Raw genomic sequence first — 20,753 nt, 5'->3', positions numbered from 1 at the left:
ATAGTTTTTTATCAATAAATAGGATCGACTATAGATTTATTTTTGAAATAATGCCATACCCTGCTAGTAACGGCAAATCAAGGTATAAATGGAAGGGACTAGGTTTGTGGTTTCTTAACGTATCTAATGACTAAAGACTCGACTTAACCGTGAATCCATTTAAATTTGTATTCGATATTGGGTAAACGAACCCTTTCAGCAACACGCATTAATCTATCAGGCAAAGTCATTACATAATCACGTGCCTTTTCACCAGCTTCATTTAAGTTGCGCATAGATTCAACGTTCCATTCCGTAATAAGGGTCTTCATAATATCAACATAATCTACGGAGGTGTAGACACCCAAACGTTGTGCAGCATCTGTAAAATGTCCAAAGGTCTGACCTATATTTACCCCCATTTCCCGTAAGAAATGAGCAGGCATTACAATCTTATGGCGCATCATATCAGCAAATGCTATCAATACCTCATTCGGGTCGACTTCAGACGCCTTCTTTATAAAAGACATGTAGGCTTTTGCGTGTCGTGCTTCATCAGAAGCAATAACGCCACACATCTTCGCTAGTAATTTATCGCCTGACTGTTTTGCCAGACCAGCCACACGACGATGAGATACATTCGTGGCTAGTTCTTGAAATGAAGTGTAAATAAAATTCCTATAAGGATCGTGGCCAGTACCAATCTCAAATCCATCTTGAATCAAATACTGAGTAGATATCTCCATTTGACGCATATCCACCCGACCCGAAAGGTAAAGATATTTGTTCAACAAATCGCCATGGCGGTTCTCTTCAGCTGTCCAGGCTCTGACCCATTTCATCCAACCACCCTGACCATTCTTTGAAACATCTTCAACCATGGTTAGCCAGGATTCATAGGTGGGAAGTGCTTCCTCTGTAATCGTATCGCCAATCAAAACCGCTACCGTGTCATACGAAAGCTCTTTCGCTGATTCTTGGAGGTCTTTAACCTCTTGGAAGAATGTATCTCTTGAAGCATCCGGCAGAAAATCGGCCGGTTGCCACATTTGTTCTACCGGTTTTAAATATTCACTCATCTCATTGAGCATAAACGGCTCAAGATATGCCATGACTTCTTTTCGGGACCCTTCGTGTATTGGTTCTTGTTCTTGCATAGATACAACAAAGATACAGAAAGCACTTTTAATTATTGAAAAATACCTTAGAAAAGCTCCTCTTGCTTCACTTTCTCAACGGTTTCCTGATCTTTTAATGTCTTGGATATTGCAGTAAATGGACTAACAACGACTTCATCATTCTCATTCAATCCCGTTAAAATCCGAATATATTTATCATCTTGTATACCGGTCGTTACTTCAACTTGATGAACCTTCCCCTCGCGATAGACAAATACTACCTCTTGGAGGTTTCCTGCAGGTTGGTTGGTTGTGGTGCCATTTCTCCCTGCAACGTTCGCTGTATCATCAGGCGCATTGGCATTATCCGTTGCTGTACTATCTTTATCCGTTGTCTGGTTTTCGTTAGCAGATCCACGCTCTCTAGTAGTCACAGCCTGTATAGGAACAGACAAGCCGTTGTCTTTCTGTGTATGGATATCAACCGTTGCTGACAATCCTGGCTTAAACGGAGAAGTCAAAAGATTTCCATCCTTGCCTAAATCCTCATAAGACTCTCTCAATATGCGTACTTTAACGCTAAAGTTGGTTACCTGCTCAGTCGTGGCAGTAGCCAGATCATTAGCAGAACTTGCAATTTCAGTAACAATACCCTTAAACTTGCGATCTCTAAATGCGTCGACTTCGATCGTTGCCTCATTATTTACAGCGACGCGATTGATATCATTTTCATTTACGTCAACATTTACCTCCATAGACACCATATTTGCTATCCGCATAATTTCAGTACCTGCCATCTGCGCGGTACCCACTACACGCTCACCTAGCTCAACGCTCAACATGGAAACAACACCATCAACCGGAGCGTAAATTGTAGTCCGCGCCAAATTATCTGCCGCTTCTTTAACCATCGCCTGCGACTGGTCAATACCATAACGAGTGCCCACAACATTTTGTCTCTGTGCTTCCAAATTAGCCTTTGCACCTAAATATTCCGATCGTGCTGTTTCAAATTCAGCCACTGAGATCACTTTTTTATTAAATAGTTCCTCGTTACGTTTAAAGTTTGCCTCAATATTTTCAAAAGACGCTTCGGTTTGCTTTAACTGTTCTTGCGCGGCTGCCAAAGTAGCTTTCTGTGAGTTCAAAGACGCGACCGCACGATCATAACCTGATTGTAAAATATCCGGTTTTACACGACAGAGCACTTGCCCTTGTTTTACAATATCTCCTTCTTTCACATTTAACTCCACAATCTCACCAGAAACTTCTGAACTCAACTTCACTTCAATCTCTGGTTGGATTTTACCACTAGCGGAAACTGTTTCATTAACCGTTCGTTTTTCTACTTTTTCGGTTGCTACCTTTGTTATATTCCCTTGACCAATCCAGCCCATTTTATTTGCAATAATCACAAACACCAATAGCACTACCAAGCCGATGATAACATATTTTAGTTTATTTTTCTTCTTTGCCATAGTATTATTTCGTATAGGTTTTAGTTGAACGTGATCGGTTTACCAAGGTAAAAATCAATCACCTTACCTCTAAAGATCAGATTATATTTTGCTTGAATCAAATCGAACTCAGCTTTATTCATATTCGTCTGCGATGTATTTAGCTCAATTGAATTAGCTAGTCCCACCTCATAACGCTGCTTGATAACTTCAAATGCTTGTTTAGAGGCGTCATATGCCTGTTCGTTTGAATAGTAGCTTTTCTCAGCTGCCCGAAGATCCACTACTGCTTGATGAATCACCTTAGCCAGATTGTTTTCCGCTTGTCGTTCCCCCAATAATGCATTCTCATAGGAAATCTTCGCTTTTTTAACAGCAATACGGGTTTGGAAATTATTAAAGATAGGAATCGACAGCGACAACCCAACAAATGTACTGAAGTTATCATCTATCTGCTGGTGAAACGGCCGCTCTTCCCCTGTTGTATAATCCTTATCAGCAGACGAATACCCACTCCCTAATCCGCCGCTCAAACTTAACGTGGGATAATAACCGCCTCGCACGATATCAATATTTTTCTCAGCTGCCAACGTATTATAGCCAGCTTGTTTGATCTCTGGGTAAATCGACTTCGCTTCAAGATAAACCTCATCCGCTGCATAAGCTGTTGTTATGTTTTCGAACTCCGGCAACGGTGGTTGTTCCAAAACAATTTCCGTCGATGGGTCTAATTCCATTAACTGCTTTAAGTCAAGGATAGAAACATCATAAGCATTTTGAGCTGAAGTCACATTCAATTCGTCGGTGGCTACCTGACTTTTTGCTTGAGACAAATCAGCTAGCGTCCTGTTACCAACCTCGAAGTTTATCTCTTCAGCCTTAAGTTGTTCTTGAGAGAGAGCTAATTGCTGCTTACCTGCTGTTAGCAAATCCTGATTCGTCAGTGCCTCCAAATAAGTTGTTACAACAGCTAATACCAGATCATTCTTTATCCTCTCTGTATTACTCTGGTCTGCCAGCAAAAGATATTTATTGGCAGCCACCTCATTAACACGTTGAAACCCCTGAAAAATAGGTACTGACGCATTTACACTTCCATTCAAAGACTTGATTGACTCCGTCAGTCCACCGGTCAGCTGGTCAAAACTTTTTCCCCATCTTAAGCTCCCGTCAACTCCGGCGTTTAACCTTGGGTAGAAATTCATTTTCGATTGATAAACATCTTGCTCCGTCAAAGCTGCCTGAAACAACGCCTGTTTCACTTGTAAATTGTTTTTTTGTGCCAGCTCAATCGACTCCCTAAGCGTAATGACCTGTTGCGCATTTGCCGGAAACCAGAAAGCACCCAAACAAAGAAAAGCCAAAACAGCTATGTATTTTATGTAATAATTACGATCCTTCATTTGGCATATTTATCTAATTCAAAACTAAAGTCTTCCATTCCTATTCTTATATTTGCCTAACAAACATGTGGTATCCTATAAAATCACCTATTTGGCTTCGTTGGTTATATCCTCGGCTCATCTGGCATCATAGCCGTGATCTACCTTATTTATTTTTAACGTTTGACGATGGACCCATACCAGATGTTACACCTGCAATCTTAAATATTTTGAAAGAGTACCAGATTCAGGCTACTTTTTTTTGCGTAGGTGATAATATTAAAAAACATCCTGATATTTTCCAACGTATCCTAGACGAGGGTCACCGAGTGGGCAATCATACGCATAATCATCTCAAAGGCTGGAATACCCCCTATAATGACTACATAGAAAACGTCGAACATTGCAATCAACTTGCTCAAACAGACCTTTTCCGTCCTCCATACGGTCGAGGTACCAGAAAGCAATATCGGAAGTTGGAGAAACAGTATAAAATCATCATGTGGGATGTTATGAGTGGTGATTTTGATCGTACTATCACCCCTAAACAGTGTTTAAAAAACGTTTTGTCAACCGCAGAAAACGGTTCAATCATCGTTTTTCATGATAATATCAAGTCACGGGAACGTGTATTATATGCATTACCGAGAGCAATCGAATACTGGAAGAAAAAAGGGTATCGCTTCAAAACCTTGTAGGTACTGACCGCGTTAGCGCCAGACACATTTGTTCTATTATTACGTTATTCCATTATAAAGTAGACACTGTTACCAGCATACGCAGAAAAGTAGCCTAAGGCACCATTCGATATATTGGATGGAGGGTTGCCGGGCGAAGCAGATGTCGCCGTTTGAGATTGTACGCCTTTCCAAAAATTATAGCTCCCTTCATCGATGTTCCTTAATTCAACGACCACGCTATCTAGCGGATTCAGGTTTAATTCAAAATCATCTAGGTTAATTGTTACGTATTTCCCATTATTAAATTTATCATTATACAAAAACAGCGAGGGCACAACATCACCATTCACTTCCACCTCAAAATAGTAATAGTTTTTTTCCGCTGGCGGATCTTGAAATAAAACAAGGGGAGTTCGCCTTGTTTCATCGAAGGTCATAACGCTCACGCCGGTTGAATCGATTCGTACGACTTCCGGCATTCTCGACGTGGACTCATAGGTTTCGTTATCATACTCTACACGCAATGAATATTCCACACCTGGCCGACCCCGAAAATCACGAATGATATACTGTCCGTCTTGAAACTCAGAAAGTGCTTTCCAGGCATTATTGCCCTCTCTTAGAAAAACCCTTGCTCCCGTCACAGGCATTCTTCTTAGTTCCGAGTCGAAGGGTACTGTATGAGAAAGATTAACCTCCTGCCATTCCTGTAAGTTGCTAATCGTTCCTTCAATCATCAAAACAGGTTCGGCATCGCGCAGCTGTAAATCGATTACTTTCTCACATGAAGAGAGCAAAGCTGCGGAAAAAATAATTATAAAAAACGACAAGTTTTTCATCGCCTAAAAGTTAAAATTCCAAGTCACGGAAGGTATAATACCAAATAACGCGATTTTATAAGCCTCTGTTTGATTCGCCTCATTTTCCCTAAAATCAATAATATATGCGTTTTTGCGGCTATAAACGTTGTAGATACCAAAATCCCAAGTCGATTTAAGTTTACCTTTCGATTTTGGTTCATATGTAAAACCAATATCTAATCGATGATAATCAGGCATACGATAACCATTTCTCTCGGAATAATACCATATCGGTTTTCCGTCAGCAAGATATTTACCACTCGGAAAGGTAACTGCATTTCCTGTACTATAAACGAAGGTACTGGAAAGACTCCAACGATCATTAATTTCATACATCGCCACCAATGAAAGATCATGAGTTCGGTCCTGACGAGCATTAAACCAAGCCCCATTATCGATTTCCTGAAAGCTTCTCTCACTTTTTGACAAGGTATAACTTAGCCATCCGTTTAACCGACCCGTATGCTTTCGCAGATAGAATTCCAAACCGTAAGCCCTGCCATCACCATACAATAGATCAGCTTCAACGTTCGGATTTGCCTGGATATCAGCATTTGTCTTAAAATCAATCTGATTAGACATTTCTTTATAATACAGCTCTGCTGAAAACTCGTACTGATTATTCCGGAAATTTCTAAAATAACCTATTGCCCCCTGATCTGCTAACTGAGGTTTAATATTCTGACTCGTCATAGCCCATACGTCCGTCGGCAGCGAAGCAGTAGAATTACTCAACAAATGTAAATTCTGGCTATTCCTGTTATAAGAACCTTTTATACTAGATTGGTCATTCAATTTAAAGTTCAGCGATACCCGAGGTTCGAGCATGAAGTACTGTTCGACAATTGATGCATCGTCGTAATACACTGATTCAACTATATCTCCATCTTTATCATAGGTATTAAAAGTTCCCGGGCCAAGAGCAAGGAAACCAGAAACACGTAATCCATAAAGTGCATTTAACCGTTCGGTTATTTTCCAGTCATGGGAAATATAGGCATTCAGCTCCATCCCTTTTCTTGGTTCCGACGCAATCGACGATAAGGTAGTCGTATCTCGCGAAACAAAGTCGGCCGGACTAACCTTCTGGTTCAGTACATTAAATCCGAAGAAAAGAGAATGATTGTTTTTTGCGTAATATTGAAAATCCTGCTTCAGGTTAAAATTATCGACTATTGATGCAATATTAAAGTTTGCATCCTCATCAAATACATCGACATTATAATCAAAGCGTCCATAAATCAGTGACGTATTCGAGAATAACTGATTATTGAATACATGATTCCAGCGTAGGGTTGTTGTCGCATTGCCCCAATCAAACCCAAAAGTATTGGCATAACCTAAAACATCTTTCCCAAAATAACCCGACAAATAAAGCGTATTTCGCTCATTAAACTGATAATTTGCTTTTAGGTTCAGGTCATAAAAATAGAGTTTGCTTCCGTTTATCGTCGAATCAGGCGAAAGCTTTAAAAATAAATCAGCGTAAGTCCGTCTACCGCTAATGATAAAAGAACCCTTATCTTTTTTCAATGGACCTTCTACCGCTAGTCTCGAAGCAATAAGACCAAGTCCCCCTTTTGCCCTAAACTCCTTTTTATTCCCATCCAACATATGAATATCCAAAACAGATGCAAGCCGTCCGCCATACTGAGCTGGCATCCCCCCTTTATGTAAAGTTACTTCCTTTATAACATCTGAGTTAAATGTAGAGAAGAAACCGAAAAGATGTGACGCATTGTATACAGTAGCCTCGTCGAGAATAATAAGATTTTGGTCCGCAGCTCCACCTCTCACAAAAAACCCGCTACTACCTTCTCCACCAGATATAACCCCTGGCAACAACTGTACGGTCTTCAAGATATCCTTTTCACCGAACAAAACCGGTACTTTCTCGATATCCTGAACCTGAAAGTTATTCGCACCCATTATCGGCGAATTAATATTCTTTGCAGCAGAATTTGCATTAACTTCAACTGCGTCTAACGTTGTCGCCGACTCCAATAGGATTGTAAATGTAGTATCCTTGTCGAGGATGAGCGACTGGGTGGTCGATTGGTAACCTATAAAGCTGGCTACTAACTCATACTCACCCGCCGCCATCGTCAGTGAAAAAAATCCGTAGCCGTTGGCTACTGCTGTATTTTCACCAGCACGGATTGACGCACCAATGAGTGTCTCGCCCGTCGCAGCATCACGAACCGTTCCGCTTACTGAATATTGCTGAGCAAAACACAACTGAGCAAAGCAGAATAACGCAAATGATAAAAGGCCACGTATTGGAGAGATACTCATTATTTAGATAATGTCACAATCGATCCTTTTCAAAACACGCGTATTTTCAAAACTCACCTCGCTACGGTCCGGATAAATATAAATTCCATTTACTTCTTCTGTAGCTCCCTTTCCTAAAAAATACTGATCGTTTTTCTTAAGAAATAACCTCTGCACTTTATTATCCATACCTTCTGCTTGAAATTCATGAACAAGAACTAGAGTATCGCCAATCACTTCTCCTGTTACTTCACCAAAACTGCTATCCATCTGATAATTCACAAACTCAAGTCGTCCTGTCACTTTTGATTGCTCATCAATCTCGATATTCAACTTTAACGAATCCTTACCGGCAACCTCGAGATAACACTCTTTCGTCAACACACCATTATTAACTTCACCGTCAATACCATGAAAAACGGTATCTCCTGATGCCTTTGTGAGAGAGTCAGTCTCTACAGACTCACTCTCTTGTCGATTGGATTGACAAGCGACCAACAAGATGATAGCTAAAAATGAAACTAGATTTAACTTATTCATAATCTATATCTTAAATATTCAAATTCTATCTACGAATATATATTATTTGCATGCCTTTCAAGAATCGCATATATAATATCATCCACTTCATCCTTATAATCAACATCTACAATGCGATTACTCTCTAACCAATCTCTAATTTGAACGTCGTTTTCTGGTTTAATATTGCGAACAACCGGTACACCCAGATCTTTCAAAGCAGCAGCGTTCAGGTGCTGCTCATATTGGTTTTTCATTGGAATTACCAATAACTTCTTTTTCAGAAACAAGGCTTCCGCAGGCGTTTCGAAACCAGCACCGCATAATATACCTTCGGAACTGGCCATGCTTTCGATGAACAATGTATTATCGATTGGCTGAAAACTGATGTTATTCGATGTAAATTTTCGCTTATTATGTTTTGAAAACACATCCCACTTTACATCCGGGAATCGAGATAGATACCTCAATAAAGCCTCGTCATCGTAGGAAGGCAAATACACAGTATAATGGCCCTTATTAGTTCGCTTTTTCTCCCGAACCTGCTGACGAATAATTGGGGTAAAGATATTATTAGCGTAAGACTGAAAATGAAAACCATAAGCCTCATCATGTGGGGCATAATGCTTTAAAATAAACTTCCCTAATCGATCTATTTCTTCTGTGTTGGGAGCAGAGTGATCAACTGCTGCTGCTTGGTGGCTCAAAGCTATACAAAACTTTTCCTTTAAATTACAAGCCCATGAGCTTACCGGTTCAAAATCATTGATCACTAAATCATAGTCTTGTACCGGGCACGCATTTACCTCTTTAATAAACAACCTAAATTTAGAATGCACGAAGGTTTTCCATAGGTCTACTCCGCCGTGTTTGCCAAAAATAAAACTTAAACCGTTGAGTCGGTACTTTATATCGAACGGAAGATTAATATCAGCTTGCGTTCCGCTCAGCAATATATCAACATTGGCATGTTTCCGCAAAGAGGGGACAATATCCATGGCTCGACACAGATGACCGTTCCCCGTTCCCTGAATAGCGTACAAAACATTCATCTCCCCTATTTTATATTAAACGAAATGCTTAATAAGGTATCTTCAATTTCCGATAAAGTTTTGACAATAACCATATCGGTCCGATCAGAAGAAACTTCAAATCTGTTAAAAATGAAGGCTTCTTACCTTCAATTTTATGTCCTATAAACTGTCCGATCCACGACAACACAAATATAATAGCGCAGACCATCCATACAGGTAAACCACCAGCAGCCTCCCAATACTCTAATTGCACAATAAAAAAGCTGAATATCCCAATAACAAACAGCATTCCGTAAGATAAAGTAGGTGAAAGTTGTAGATAGTAATAAATCACAAAAGCAATCAGAAATGAAGCCCAATTAACGAAACCATTCATCGATCCCAACCATGATATATGCGGAAATGGAATCATCCAAACCAAGCCAAGAAGGCTAAACGTAATTAATGGCACACAAATCCAATGGATCAGGACGTTTGTTGTGTTTTGGTGGCTTTGAGCATATTCAATAAACAGTCCCTCAATCTTACCAGGAACCTTGCCTTTCTGCTTATTTGTTGTACCCATTTTTATTTAGCAAATGACACCGAGCGCGTTTCCCGGATAACAGTAACCTTAATCTGTCCAGGGTACGTCATTTCCGTCTGAATTCTATTAGAAATATCAGCTGCTAGAATCTCTGATTGAGCATCCGATATTTTTTCACTCTCCACTACTACCCTTAGCTCTCTACCCGCCTGAATCGCAAACGTTTTTTCTACTCCCGGATATGACAAAGCCAGTGATTCCAAATCTTTCAATCGCTTAATATAACTTTCAACCACTTCTCTCCGCGCACCCGGTCTAGCGCCCGATATCGAGTCACATGCCTGAATAATTGGCGAAATCAATGAAGTCATTTCAATCTCGTCGTGGTGTGCTCCAATTGCATTACAAACTTCCGGATGCTCTTTATACTTTTCAGCCAGTTGCATACCAAGTAATGCGTGCGGTAGATCAGGATTATCATCTGGCACCTTACCTATATCATGTAACAACCCAGCTCGTTTGGCAAGCTTTACATTCAGACCTAACTCTGCAGCCATGGTCGCACAGAAATTAGCCACTTCACGAGAGTGCTGCAAAAGATTTTGACCATAAGAAGAACGATAACGCATCCTTCCCACCATACGGATCAGTTCAGGGTGTAAACCGTGAATTCCCAAATCAATTACGGTTCTTTCCCCTATCTCTACAATTTCCTCTTCAATCTGCTTTTTAGTCTTCGCTACAACTTCTTCTATACGAGCCGGATGTATACGTCCATCGGTAACCAATCTATGCAGAGCCAATCTGGCAATTTCTCTACGAACCGGGTCAAAGCCTGACAAGATAATGGCTTCAGGCGTATCATCTACGATAATCTCAATACCGGTAGCAGCCTCCAAAGCACGAATATTCCGACCTTCACGACCAATAATCCGACCTTTAATTTCATCGCTTTCAATATGGAAAATAGAAACCGTATTTTCAATTGCACTTTCGCTCGCCTGTCTTTGAATCGTCTGGATGACAATTTTCTTTGCTTCTTTACTTGCTGTCAACTTTGCCTCGGCAACAATGTCTTTAATTTGGCTCAAAGCCTTTGTCCTTGCCTCTTCCCTTAAATTATCAACTAATTGATTTCTGGCATCTTCCGCAGACAATCCAGCGATAGATTCCAATTGTTTTATTTGTTGATTTTTCAATGTTTCAACCTCTTCCTGCCGCTTCTCATTAAGTTCAGTCAAGCGCTCTAAATTTTTTCGCTTATTTTCTAGTTCCTGGCTTTCCCGGTTTATTTTCTCCAATCTTTGGTTAGCATTTTGCTCTTTCTGCCTCAAATTGTTTTCACGCTGATTTAGCGTATTATTACGCTGGCTGATTTCCTTTTCATGCTCTGATTTTAGTTGCAGATACTTTTCCTTCGCCTCCAATAATCTATTCTTCTTCAAATGCTCAGCGTCCTGCTCAGCTTCCTTCAAAATCTTTTTAGCTTTATTCTGAACAGCTATTTCCTGCTTTCTAAACACCTTTCTCAGCAGGTAACGACCTATCACGAGCCCTATTATCAATCCTAAAATTATGTATAGTATTATTTCCATGTTGATTATTATATTAAGTTCCTAACAAAAAAAGCCACAGTAAATTTAAGGTCTTATGTATTAAAAACTTCTCATTTACAGGATTTGCGTTTTGATCATTTCTAGATGAACGAGTCAAATTGAATACATCTCATTTTCACGCATGTAATATTGAAGCGTTAAGTTTTTAATAGTAAAACCTACATTTAACTGCGGCTAAACTTTTATGGCTCTATTTTAAAGAACGTTATTCGCTAAAGAAATCTGCCAGGATTTCGTCCAGTTGCTGAACCTTTTTCGCAACATCTTTATCCTCGTGTTTAGAGGCCTCCTCAGCCTTCAATGACGCAGTTGCATAATGCAACACGCACATCGAAAGCAAATCCTGTTTGTCACGCACCGCGTAGTTCTCCTGAAACTCCTTGATGCGATCGTTTATTAGCTTAGCAGCTCTTCTTATAATCTCTTCTTCTTCTGTTGTAATACGAAGAGGATATATCCGATCTGCTATATTTATTTTTATGGAAATCTCTCCCATTTTCGAGCCTTGTTCGCCGGCAATCTGCCGTCTTTATTTTAATAACAAAATACACTTGTCAATTTCACGCACAAAATCGTCAATTTTTTGCTTTATGCCAAGATTTTTTTCATTTAATAATTCAGCCGTCTCATTTAGTCCATCCAATGTGCGTGCAACACCGAGTGCTTTTACCTTTTCTTCTAGGCTCTTAATCTTTTCTGTACTAGTTTCTACCGCTACCTGTAAGGATTGATTTTCCAATTTTAATAAATCATTCTCTTCTTGTAATGTAACACACAGGTCAATCATCTTAGCAGAACGATCAACAATTCGATCTAGTTGTGCAGAAACAGTTGGCATATCTCTATCAATTATTTTCTTATTTCAGCATTGAGTTCTTTCTCAAAGTTACGTATAAATTTCTGAATGATGGAATCAATCTGCTTATCCGTTAGCGTTTTTTCCTCGTCCTGAAACACAAAACTCAAGGCATATGATTTTTTGCCTTCCGGAAGTTTATCTCCCTTGTATACGTCAAAGACGTTAACTTCCTTCAGTAATTTACGTTCAGTTTTCTCCGCGAGCTCCTTCAACGATGCGAAACTCACACCTTCATCAATCAAAACTGCTAAATCTCTCCTCATTGATGGGAATTTTGAAATCTCTTTGTATACAATCTTATTTTTTCGAATCGCTTTCAGAATTGTATCCCAATGAAACTCAGCATAAAACACTTCTCCTTGCACATCAGTCAGTTTTAATGCCTCTTTACTTACCGCACCAAAGTTCACAAATTCCTTATCGCCCCTGTGATAGGTCAGTCCGTAAGACAAACCTGGAGCTGTTAAGTCTCTAACCTGAAGTACATCCAGTTTTAAACGCGCCAGGAGACCGTCAACAACACCCTTCATATCGTAGAATGAAATTTTATCTGACGTGGCGTTCCATTGTTCACTTTCCTGGTTACCCGTCATAAACAAGCTCAAATGTTTATTTTCAACATATCCTTCAGTTTCTTTAAAGTAAACATTCCCAAATTCAAATAGCCTAAGATTAGGGTACTTTCTTTTCTGGTTATAGGCAATCACACCTAGCCCTGAATACAACAAACTTTGGCGCATCGTATCCAGATCGCTGCTCAACGAATTTAGAATCTTGACAGCCCGGTCAGAATCAGTCGCATAGGCAGATTTCGTCAATGAGTTGTTCAATATCTCATGAAATCCATTACCAATTAAAAGATCTGAAATTTGATCCTGTACCGCATCCTTGTCAGGTTTTGGAGATGTATTCAGAGACGCTTTTATCTGCTGTTTAATTTCAATATTATTATAACCATAGATCCTTAAGACCTCCTCAATAATATCAACTTCACGGTTTACATCAACCCGGTATGGAGGCACCTCTAACTCTAGCCCATCCTCACTTTCTGAAACTACTTTAATATCTAGCGCCTCGATAATCGATTTAATCTCCGCACTCGGAATATCCTTTCCTATTAAACTACGCACGCGTGCATAACTTACAGAGATTTTAAACGGCTCTATCGGTTTCGGGTAAACATCTGAAAGACCACCAACAAGCTTTCCTCCGGCAATTTCCAGAATCAACTTCACAGCCCTCTTCAATGCATATACCGTAATATCAGGGTCCGTACCTCTTTCAAAACGAAACGAAGCGTCGGTTTTCAAACCGTGATGTTTTGACGTTTTTCGTACCGATACCGAATTAAAATAGGCGCTCTCCAAAAAGACACTCGTCGTGTCTGCTGTCACTCCTGAGGAAAGCCCACCAAACACACCCGCAATACACAGTGGTTTCTCTTCGTCACAAATCATTAAATCCTCATCCGTCAGCTCCCTTTCTACTTCATCCAGCGTGACGAATTTCGTTCCCTGTGGGAGCGTTTTTACGACAATATGCCTGTTTTTTATTTTTTCGGCATCAAAAGCATGTAAAGGTTGACCCAGCTCATGCAATACATAGTTTGTAATATCTACAATATTATTGATAGCACGAATCCCAATACTCGCTAATCGGTCTTTCAACCACTGTGGAGACTCCTTTACCGTAACTCCTTCAATCGTTGTAGAGCTGTATCTTGGACAATCAGTACTATCCTCTACTGTCACTTTAATATTTGGCGTACCTTCCTCAATATCAACAACCTTTGACAACAACACCTTTCTTCTTAAATAGGCTGCAATATCGCGGGCAACCCCAATATGTGATGCTGCGTCCGCACGGTTGGGAGTCAAGCCTATCTCAAATACATAATCATCTTGCAATCCGAAATAATCCTTCGCCCGGGTGCCCACCACTGCCTCATCCGGTAATACCATAATTCCATCATGTGACTGACCTAAGCCAATTTCATCCTCCGCACAGATCATTCCTTCTGAAGCCTCTCCTCTGATTTTAGCTTTTTTGATTTTGAATGGCTCTCCCTCCACCGGATAAACTGTTGTGCCAACACCCGCCAAAACAACTTTTTGCCCTTTCGCAACATTGGGCGCACCGCATACCACGTTCAATATTTCTGAACCGTTGTTAACAGTCGTCAGGTTCAGTTTGTCTGCGTTCGGATGTCGTTCGCACGTCAAAACCTCGGCAACCACTAGACCTTCCAGTCCGCCAGGAATGCTTTGAACGGTTTCGAGACTTTCAACTTCCAAACCGATATTGGTTAATATTTCAGATAGTTCTTCAGGCGATTGATCAAATTTTATAAAATCTTTGAGCCAATTATATGATATTCTCATTCGAGTATGGTGCTATTGTTATATTGATGATGTGCAAAGATATAAATTCGCGCTAAGTTTGCAGAATCTATAGTTCGCCTTCATCAGAAAAACTGTAGTAGGAATGATTTGCAAAGATCAAATGATCTAACACCCTAATATCCAACAATCGACCACCTTCTACTATTTTTCTTGTCAGTACCCTGTCCTGTTCACTCGGCTTTAGATTACCCGACGGATGGTTATGACTTAAAATAATAGAAGTCGCTTTATATTGAAGCGCCGCCTCAAACACCAATTTCGCATCCACCACGGTCCCTGCCCTACCGCCTTTACTAATCAGATGGACTCGTTGAACTCGATTTGCCTGATTTAACAATAAAATCCAAAACTCCTCATTATTCAAATCAGAATATTTCGGCTTTAAGACATCAAACACGTCCCTACTGCTTGTTATCTGCTTACGCTCATGAAGCGGTGTTTCTTGTCTCCTACGCCCTAATTCCAAAGCAGCTACAATAGTTATAGCCTTCGCTTCACCAATGCCTTTAAATCTACACAAATCCTGAACAGTAAACTTCGATAACTCATTCAAGTCATGGTTCGCTTCTGACAGTATCCTTCTGCTCAGTTCCACTGCAGACTCATTTCTGGAACCGCTCCCAATCAAAATCGCTATCAATTCCGCATCAGTCAGCGCACGCCGACCCTGTGTCAACAGCTTTTCCCTTGGCCTGTCCTCTTCGGCCCAGCTATGGATAGCCAAATGTTGGTGTTTATCATAAATTTCCATTATGCTGACGAATATAGCCAAGTAAAGCATCAAAAGGAAATTCTGACAATTAGCCGGAATTAAGTATCAAAATCTATATATTCACGCCAAAATTATTCTGTGTGAAAAAAGCAATACTCTTACTTGCGGTTACCGTTACCTTAGCAGCTTGCGCTAGTATAAGCAATACAAAAAAATCAGACGACCCTCAATGGATCAGCCTATTTAATGGGAAAGACCTGAATGACTGGGTCATAAAAATCAACAAACACGAAGTGAATGACAATTTTGGTAATACGTTTCGCGTAGAAGACGGTCTTTTACGGATTTCCTATGACGGTTACGAAAATTTTGATGAGAAATATGGTCATATTGCCTATAAAGAACCATTCTCCTATTATTTACTGAGGGTGGAATACCGGTTTCACGGAGAACAGGTTGCAGGCGGACCTGGTTGGGCGTTTCGCAACAGTGGCGCTATGCTACACGGCCAGGATCCCTATACCATGCTAAAGAATCAAGATTTTCCAATCTCCATTGAAGGCCAATTTTTAGGAGGCGACGGCACGAACAAGCGCAGTACAGGTAATCTATGCACTCCGGGCACCAATGTTATACTCGACGGTGAACTTTACACACCTCATTGTGTCAACTCGAGCAGCAAAACCTATCACGGCGACCAATGGGTACAAGCCGAATTTCTGGTTTTAGGCGATTCCGTTGTGCATCACATAATCGAAGGCGATACCGTCCTGACTTATGAGAAGCCTCAAATCGGCGGTGGAGGTGTTGACTTTTTCGATGAAAAAGTAAAGGAAGATGGAAAACCCCTATCGTCAGGCTACATCTATTTACAAAGTGAAAGCCACCCTGTTGATTACCGCAAAGTAGAAATAGTTAATCTTGAACCCTACAAAGCAGATAAAAGAAAACTGGATGAAGTCTTGTCCAAACTAAGAAATAAGAAATAGGACTAAGAAATAAAAGAATCAACGAACAACAAAAAGGGCTACCGTTTCGGTAGCCCTTTTTGTTGTTTTGTATTTAATCTCTTAAATATCCAATCAAATTGATTTATGATAAGGTATTAACAAATTTGGTTAAGCGCGATTTGTTATTACTAGCTTTCTTTTTATGAATAACATTTTTCTTTGCCAAACGATCTAGCATAGAAACAACAACTGGTAATTGTGCTACTGCCTCTTCTTTAGAAGTAGTTGAACGCAACTTCTTAATAGCATTACGAGTTGTTTTAGCTTGGTAACGATTTCTTAAGCGCTTCGCAGCGTTTGCTCTGATTCTCTTTATCGCTGATTTATGATTTGCCATTTTTTAGCTTAGTTTATCCAATTATGTTTTTCGGACTGCAAATATAGCGTGAACATTTTAAATTATCAAACTTTTTAAAAATTTATTCTTTTGAAAATTGCTGCCGGCTTGCTATGTTAGTGTCTTTTAAATTTGGAAGATGCGATACTTGTTTATTTATGGCTTTGCAGCTTTTCTAATCACAACATTAAGTTCATGGGGGTTTCACGCTCACCGAATTATTAACCGTGCTGCCGTATACACCTTACCCAGCTCATTATCAAAATTTTACAAAAACAACATCGAGTATATAAGCGAAAATTCCGTAAATCCCGATAAAAGGCGCTATGTCAGTCCGGGCGAGGCAGAACGTCATTTTATTGATATTGATACCTACGGGCCCGACCCCTTCGAAAGCATTCCCAAACGGTGGGATGAGGCGGTGGCAAAATTCTCTGAAGACAGCTTGCGCAAGCGTGGCATCGTGCCCTGGCAAATTCACCTCAGCTATTATCAATTGGTCGAAGCTTTCAAAGAAAAAAATATCAATCAGATTTTAAGAATTTCGGCAGATATCGGTCATTACATCGCTGATGCACATTCACCGCTTCACACTACTGAAAACTACAATGGACAACTTAGTGGGCAAGAAGGCATTCATGGCTTTTGGGAAAGCAGACTACCCGAACTCTTTGCTCATGAATACAATTACTTCGTCGGTCGCGCTTCTTATATCGAACAACCCCTATCTCACGCATGGGATATCGTCAAAAGCAGCTCATTATTAACTGATACGCTCTTGCACATCGAAAAACAGTTGGACAGTCTCACAGCTCCCGATCAGAAGTTTATCTATGAAACCAGAAACAATATTTTGATCCGAACCTACTCAAAAAATTACTCCCGTAGCTATCACGAAGCACTTGGCGGAATGGTCGAAAGACAGATGCAGGCCTCTATCCTCTCCATCGGCAGTTATTGGTATACCGCCTGGGTCGACGCCGGTCAACCTGATCTATAGAGTTCCATTTGTGGAAAATATTCTTACTTTTGGCGCTCAATTTTTTGTTTATGATAAGAAAACTACTCCTTACCGTTGCAGCCTCTGCTCCTATTTTTGCAGCACAGGCACAGATTAGCTCAGACACGAACGATCAGACACTTAATGAAGTTGTCATCACCGAAAACAGGTTACAGCTACCCGTTACAGGCCAAAACAGAAATGTGTACATTCTTGACAAAGAACAAATTAAGACACTCCCTGTCCAATCCGTAAACGAGCTCCTAAGCTATGTTTCCGGAGTCGACGTCAGACAACGAGGTCCATGGGGCGCACAAACTGACATCAGCATCGATGGCGGAACCTTCGAGCAAACGATCATCTTATTAAACGGCGTAAAGATGGTCGACCCCCAAACGGGGCACAACACCATGAACCTTCCTGTATCAATCGGCATCATCGAAAGAATTGAAGTACTCAAAGGCTCAGCCGCCAGAATCTACGGAATCAACAGCCTTACCGGTGCTATCAACATCGTGACTGTCAAACCCAACCGAACCGGAATCGAAGCTCAGGCCAACACCGGAACCAATTTTAAAGACAACGAAGAAAACCCTGATAAAATTTATTCATCAAAAGGCATCCAAATAGCCGGAAGCTATGCCGATGAAAACCAAAATCATCTCCTTTCCGGCGATCTTCAAAGTGGTTCTGGACACCGCTATAATACAGCCTTTAAAAATCACAAACTGTTTTACCAAGGCAACGTGCAGTTAAGCCCGCGTGAGCGTCTATCTATCATGGCCGGCTATATTTACAATAATTTTGGAGCTAATGGTTATTACGCTGCGCCCATTGACAAAGAAGCACTTGAAATTGTTCAGACAGGCATCGGATCTGTCACCTATTCCAATCAAGTAAATGATCGGCTAAGCATATCCCCAAGAATCAACTATCGTTACAATTATGACGACTATCGTTTTTATCGAAACGACCTTGCCACCGCCAGGAACCAACATTACACCCATGTACTCAGTCCGGAGCTAAATGCAAACTACCGGACCGACTTTGGTGATTTTGGTTTTGGAGCAGAAGCACGCTTTGAAAAGATCAACAGCTCCAACATCGGCGACCATACCCGTAAAAATGTTGGGATCTATGCTGAATTCGGAACCGAACAGATCAAAGACTTTCAGATCAATGCCGGCGCTTATGTCAACTACAATAGCGCATTCGGCTGGCAGGTATACCCCGGTTTAGATTTAGGCTACAGCATCAACTCTTACTGGAATCTATATGTTAATACCGGTACCGGTCAGAGAATTCCTTCGTTAACCGACTTATACTACGATACCCCCAGCAATGTCGGCAATGAAAACCTCGAGGCAGAAAAATCATGGTATGCTGAAGGAGGGATCAAATATAACAACGATAAAGTCCGTATGAACGCAAGCTACTTCCATCGCTCGGTAGATGACTTTATCGATTGGGTACGCTTAAACGAGGAACAACCTTGGCGCTCCGAAAACTTTCTCAAGAATACGGTGAATGGTCTAAACATGAGCATCGATTATCGCAGTCAGCTAAATCGCATTAATTTAATGACCGGTCTTTCCTACACCTATCTTGATCCGGTTCTAGAAAGTAAAGATCCTGAATCTAATCTATCCAAATACGCTATCGAAAGCCTGCGTCATCAATTAGTAGCAAAAGCAACACTTGGCTATGAAGGATTTAACGTAACCCTAACCGAGCGTTTTCAAGAACGCATCAATTACAAAAGCTATTTCATTACCGATGCCAGAGTCAGCTATCACTGGCGCTCCTACGCTATCTTCGCGAATGCGAGCAACCTCTTCGATACCGAATACATCGAAGTAGCTGCTACGCCTATGCCTGGAAGATGGTATAACCTCGGTATAAAAGTCAGTTTATAAAGACTGGTAATAGGTAAATGCGTCTTTAATTTTATCCTCTTCAAGATATAAGTTAAAGCTGCATTTACCTATTTCTTGCAACAGAGCAAAACCAATTCTCCCCCCCACATTCTTTTTATCATTCTTCATGATTTCCAACAGACTCTCAAAGCTCGCAGATTTTAATTCATAACTTGGAAATACAGAGCGGATATATTGAACCAATTCTTCCAACTGCTCTGCCCTTAATCCATTATGCTTATGCGAAAGAAAAGCCTCACAGATCATCCCCACAGCAATTGCTTCCCCGTGCAATAAAGGCTCCGCATCATTCTCAATCGAATAAGTTTCCACCGCATGGCCAATGGTATGTCCAAAATTCAAAATCTTTCTCAAACCCTTCTCTTTTGGGTCCTCTGTCACCACCTCATTCTTAATCTCCACAGAGCGGTAAATCAACCCAGCATCCGGATTCTCAAAATCGAAAGCTTTCAATGCCTGGAAATAGTCAGCATCAAAAATAAACCCATGCTTAATCATCTCAGCAAAGCCAGAAACAAGCTGCCTCTGATCCAGCGTTTTCAAAAATTCAGTATGAATATACACCGCCTGAGGCTGAGTAAACGTGCCTATAATATTCTTAACCGAATCCAGGTCGATGCCAGTCTTTCCCCCAACTGAAGCATCCACCTGGGACAACAAGCTAGTCGGAACCTGAATAAAGTCTATCCCTCTCTTATAAGTCGAAGCCGCAAAGCCACCCAGGTCGGTCACTACTCCACCGCCTAAATTAATCATCAGAGAATTTCTCTCTGCACCAAAATCAAGCAACATCTTCCAAACCCCAATGCAGAAATCAATATTCTTATTTTCCTCCCCAGGATCAACCTCAATAATATCATATTTAAAATCAGCCGGCATCAATTTAGTCAATACCGGCAAACAAAACTCACCAGTATTCCGGTCTGTCAACACAAATACCTTATCATATTTCCTTTCGGCCAACAAATCGCCCAGATGCTTAAAATCATCGTCAAAAACAACCGAATAACCTATGCTTTGTATATTTTCCATATTTATCGTCAAAACCTTA

Annotated in this window: 19 protein-coding genes; 4 read left to right on the top strand and 15 right to left on the bottom strand. The window is 40.6% G+C overall.

Features of this window, described 5'->3' with window-relative positions:
• Positions 1 to 143: 143 nt before the first annotated feature.
• From D3P12_RS06325 to D3P12_RS06315, 3 genes are read right to left on the bottom strand one after another with little or no spacing between them, the layout of a single operon-like run.
• Positions 144 to 1,136: an acyl-ACP desaturase gene (locus D3P12_RS06325; protein WP_118194187.1), complete on the bottom strand. Its 993-nt coding sequence runs from the start codon at positions 1,134 to 1,136 to the stop codon at positions 144 to 146.
• Between the two features lie 47 nt (positions 1,137 to 1,183).
• Positions 1,184 to 2,575 carry an efflux RND transporter periplasmic adaptor subunit gene (locus D3P12_RS06320; RefSeq protein ID WP_118194186.1) on the bottom strand — a complete coding sequence of 464 codons (1,392 nt, stop codon included), beginning with the start codon at positions 2,573 to 2,575 and terminating at the stop codon, positions 1,184 to 1,186.
• Between the two features lie 20 nt (positions 2,576 to 2,595).
• Positions 2,596 to 3,957, bottom strand: coding sequence for a TolC family protein (locus D3P12_RS06315; RefSeq protein ID WP_118194185.1), 1,362 nt, complete (start codon positions 3,955 to 3,957; stop codon positions 2,596 to 2,598).
• Positions 3,958 to 4,022: 65 nt separating this feature from the next.
• Between D3P12_RS06315 and D3P12_RS06310 the strand changes: the two genes are divergently transcribed.
• Positions 4,023 to 4,634, top strand: a complete 612-nt coding sequence (locus D3P12_RS06310) for a polysaccharide deacetylase family protein (protein ID WP_118194184.1) — start codon at positions 4,023 to 4,025, stop codon at positions 4,632 to 4,634.
• Between the two features lie 44 nt (positions 4,635 to 4,678).
• Here D3P12_RS06310 and D3P12_RS06305 read toward each other — a convergent pair whose 3' ends face one another.
• The 10 genes from D3P12_RS06305 to radC all read right to left on the bottom strand — a co-directional run bounded on the left by D3P12_RS06305 (position 4,679) and on the right by radC (position 15,457).
• Positions 4,679 to 5,455: a DUF4249 domain-containing protein gene (locus D3P12_RS06305; RefSeq protein ID WP_118194183.1), complete on the bottom strand. Its 777-nt coding sequence runs from the start codon at positions 5,453 to 5,455 to the stop codon at positions 4,679 to 4,681.
• Positions 5,456 to 5,458: 3 nt separating this feature from the next.
• A complete protein-coding gene (locus tag D3P12_RS06300; protein WP_118194182.1) occupies positions 5,459 to 7,771 on the bottom strand; it encodes a TonB-dependent receptor in 2,313 nt (770 codons plus the stop codon).
• Positions 7,772 to 7,774: 3 nt separating this feature from the next.
• Positions 7,775 to 8,290, bottom strand: a complete 516-nt coding sequence (locus D3P12_RS06295) for a hypothetical protein (RefSeq protein ID WP_118194181.1) — start codon at positions 8,288 to 8,290, stop codon at positions 7,775 to 7,777.
• Positions 8,291 to 8,319: 29 nt separating this feature from the next.
• Positions 8,320 to 9,321, bottom strand: coding sequence for a glycosyltransferase family protein (locus D3P12_RS06290; RefSeq protein ID WP_118194180.1), 1,002 nt, complete (start codon positions 9,319 to 9,321; stop codon positions 8,320 to 8,322).
• Positions 9,322 to 9,349: 28 nt separating this feature from the next.
• The gene (locus D3P12_RS06285) at positions 9,350 to 9,868 is read right to left on the bottom strand and encodes an Mpo1 family 2-hydroxy fatty acid dioxygenase (protein ID WP_118194179.1); all 519 of its coding nucleotides are present in this window, start codon (positions 9,866 to 9,868) and stop codon (positions 9,350 to 9,352) included.
• A 2-nt stretch (positions 9,869 to 9,870) separates the two neighbouring features.
• Positions 9,871 to 11,424 carry a ribonuclease Y gene (gene rny / locus D3P12_RS06280; RefSeq protein ID WP_118194178.1) on the bottom strand — a complete coding sequence of 518 codons (1,554 nt, stop codon included), beginning with the start codon at positions 11,422 to 11,424 and terminating at the stop codon, positions 9,871 to 9,873.
• A gap of 226 nt (positions 11,425 to 11,650) precedes the next feature.
• Positions 11,651 to 11,941, bottom strand: a complete 291-nt coding sequence (locus D3P12_RS06275; RefSeq protein WP_118194177.1) for a cell division protein ZapA — start codon at positions 11,939 to 11,941, stop codon at positions 11,651 to 11,653.
• Between the two features lie 33 nt (positions 11,942 to 11,974).
• A complete protein-coding gene (locus D3P12_RS06270; RefSeq protein ID WP_118194176.1) occupies positions 11,975 to 12,283 on the bottom strand; it encodes a hypothetical protein in 309 nt (102 codons plus the stop codon).
• Between the two features lie 11 nt (positions 12,284 to 12,294).
• Positions 12,295 to 14,685, bottom strand: coding sequence for a phenylalanine--tRNA ligase subunit beta (pheT, locus tag D3P12_RS06265; RefSeq protein WP_118194175.1), 2,391 nt, complete (start codon positions 14,683 to 14,685; stop codon positions 12,295 to 12,297).
• A gap of 67 nt (positions 14,686 to 14,752) precedes the next feature.
• Positions 14,753 to 15,457 carry a RadC family protein gene (gene radC, locus D3P12_RS06260; protein WP_118194174.1) on the bottom strand — a complete coding sequence of 235 codons (705 nt, stop codon included), beginning with the start codon at positions 15,455 to 15,457 and terminating at the stop codon, positions 14,753 to 14,755.
• 101 nt (positions 15,458 to 15,558) lie between these two features.
• On the opposite strand from radC, the gene D3P12_RS06255 reads away from it, so the two are divergent.
• Positions 15,559 to 16,407 carry a 3-keto-disaccharide hydrolase gene (locus D3P12_RS06255; protein ID WP_118194173.1) on the top strand — a complete coding sequence of 283 codons (849 nt, stop codon included), beginning with the start codon at positions 15,559 to 15,561 and terminating at the stop codon, positions 16,405 to 16,407.
• Between the two features lie 103 nt (positions 16,408 to 16,510).
• On the opposite strand, the gene rpsT is transcribed toward D3P12_RS06255, so the two are convergent.
• Entirely contained in the window at positions 16,511 to 16,765 is a 255-nt protein-coding gene (gene rpsT / locus D3P12_RS06250; protein ID WP_118194172.1) for a 30S ribosomal protein S20, read from the bottom strand.
• Positions 16,766 to 16,904: 139 nt separating this feature from the next.
• Between rpsT and D3P12_RS06245 the strand changes: the two genes are divergently transcribed.
• Positions 16,905 to 17,765: a zinc dependent phospholipase C family protein gene (locus D3P12_RS06245; RefSeq protein ID WP_118194171.1), complete on the top strand. Its 861-nt coding sequence runs from the start codon at positions 16,905 to 16,907 to the stop codon at positions 17,763 to 17,765.
• Positions 17,766 to 17,815: 50 nt separating this feature from the next.
• Positions 17,816 to 19,681 carry a TonB-dependent receptor plug domain-containing protein gene (locus D3P12_RS06240; RefSeq protein ID WP_118194170.1) on the top strand — a complete coding sequence of 622 codons (1,866 nt, stop codon included), beginning with the start codon at positions 17,816 to 17,818 and terminating at the stop codon, positions 19,679 to 19,681.
• On the opposite strand, the gene aroB is transcribed toward D3P12_RS06240, so the two are convergent.
• On the bottom strand, positions 19,676 to 20,734 hold the full coding sequence (gene aroB / locus D3P12_RS06235; protein ID WP_118194169.1) for a 3-dehydroquinate synthase: 1,059 nt from the start codon (positions 20,732 to 20,734) through the stop codon (positions 19,676 to 19,678). The genes D3P12_RS06240 and aroB overlap by 6 nt on opposite strands.
• Positions 20,735 to 20,753: the final 19 nt, after the last annotated feature.

The sequence above is a fragment of the Pedobacter indicus genome (assembly GCF_003449035.1).
GTDB classification, from domain to species: Bacteria; Bacteroidota; Bacteroidia; order Sphingobacteriales; family Sphingobacteriaceae; genus Albibacterium; species Albibacterium indicum.
The sequence above is the reverse complement of the archived record's forward strand: the minus strand, read 5'-3'. Positions and strand labels throughout refer to the sequence as shown.

Coding starts and splice junctions, on each gene's coding strand:
- D3P12_RS06325 (WP_118194187.1), bottom strand. CDS start 1,136: ATGCAAGAACAAGAACCAATACACGAAGGGTCCCGAAAAGAAGTCATG.
- D3P12_RS06320 (WP_118194186.1), bottom strand. CDS start 2,575: ATGGCAAAGAAGAAAAATAAACTAAAATATGTTATCATCGGCTTGGTA.
- D3P12_RS06315 (WP_118194185.1), bottom strand. CDS start 3,957: ATGAAGGATCGTAATTATTACATAAAATACATAGCTGTTTTGGCTTTT.
- D3P12_RS06310 (WP_118194184.1), top strand. CDS start 4,023: ATGTGGTATCCTATAAAATCACCTATTTGGCTTCGTTGGTTATATCCT.
- D3P12_RS06305 (WP_118194183.1), bottom strand. CDS start 5,455: ATGAAAAACTTGTCGTTTTTTATAATTATTTTTTCCGCAGCTTTGCTC.
- D3P12_RS06300 (WP_118194182.1), bottom strand. CDS start 7,771: ATGAGTATCTCTCCAATACGTGGCCTTTTATCATTTGCGTTATTCTGC.
- D3P12_RS06295 (WP_118194181.1), bottom strand. CDS start 8,290: ATGAATAAGTTAAATCTAGTTTCATTTTTAGCTATCATCTTGTTGGTC.
- D3P12_RS06290 (WP_118194180.1), bottom strand. CDS start 9,321: ATGAATGTTTTGTACGCTATTCAGGGAACGGGGAACGGTCATCTGTGT.
- D3P12_RS06285 (WP_118194179.1), bottom strand. CDS start 9,868: ATGGGTACAACAAATAAGCAGAAAGGCAAGGTTCCTGGTAAGATTGAG.
- rny (WP_118194178.1), bottom strand. CDS start 11,424: ATGGAAATAATACTATACATAATTTTAGGATTGATAATAGGGCTCGTG.
- D3P12_RS06275 (WP_118194177.1), bottom strand. CDS start 11,941: ATGGGAGAGATTTCCATAAAAATAAATATAGCAGATCGGATATATCCT.
- D3P12_RS06270 (WP_118194176.1), bottom strand. CDS start 12,283: ATGCCAACTGTTTCTGCACAACTAGATCGAATTGTTGATCGTTCTGCT.
- pheT (WP_118194175.1), bottom strand. CDS start 14,685: ATGAGAATATCATATAATTGGCTCAAAGATTTTATAAAATTTGATCAA.
- radC (WP_118194174.1), bottom strand. CDS start 15,457: ATGGAAATTTATGATAAACACCAACATTTGGCTATCCATAGCTGGGCC.
- rpsT (WP_118194172.1), bottom strand. CDS start 16,765: ATGGCAAATCATAAATCAGCGATAAAGAGAATCAGAGCAAACGCTGCG.
- D3P12_RS06245 (WP_118194171.1), top strand. CDS start 16,905: ATGCGATACTTGTTTATTTATGGCTTTGCAGCTTTTCTAATCACAACA.
- D3P12_RS06240 (WP_118194170.1), top strand. CDS start 17,816: ATGATAAGAAAACTACTCCTTACCGTTGCAGCCTCTGCTCCTATTTTT.
- aroB (WP_118194169.1), bottom strand. CDS start 20,734: ATGGAAAATATACAAAGCATAGGTTATTCGGTTGTTTTTGACGATGAT.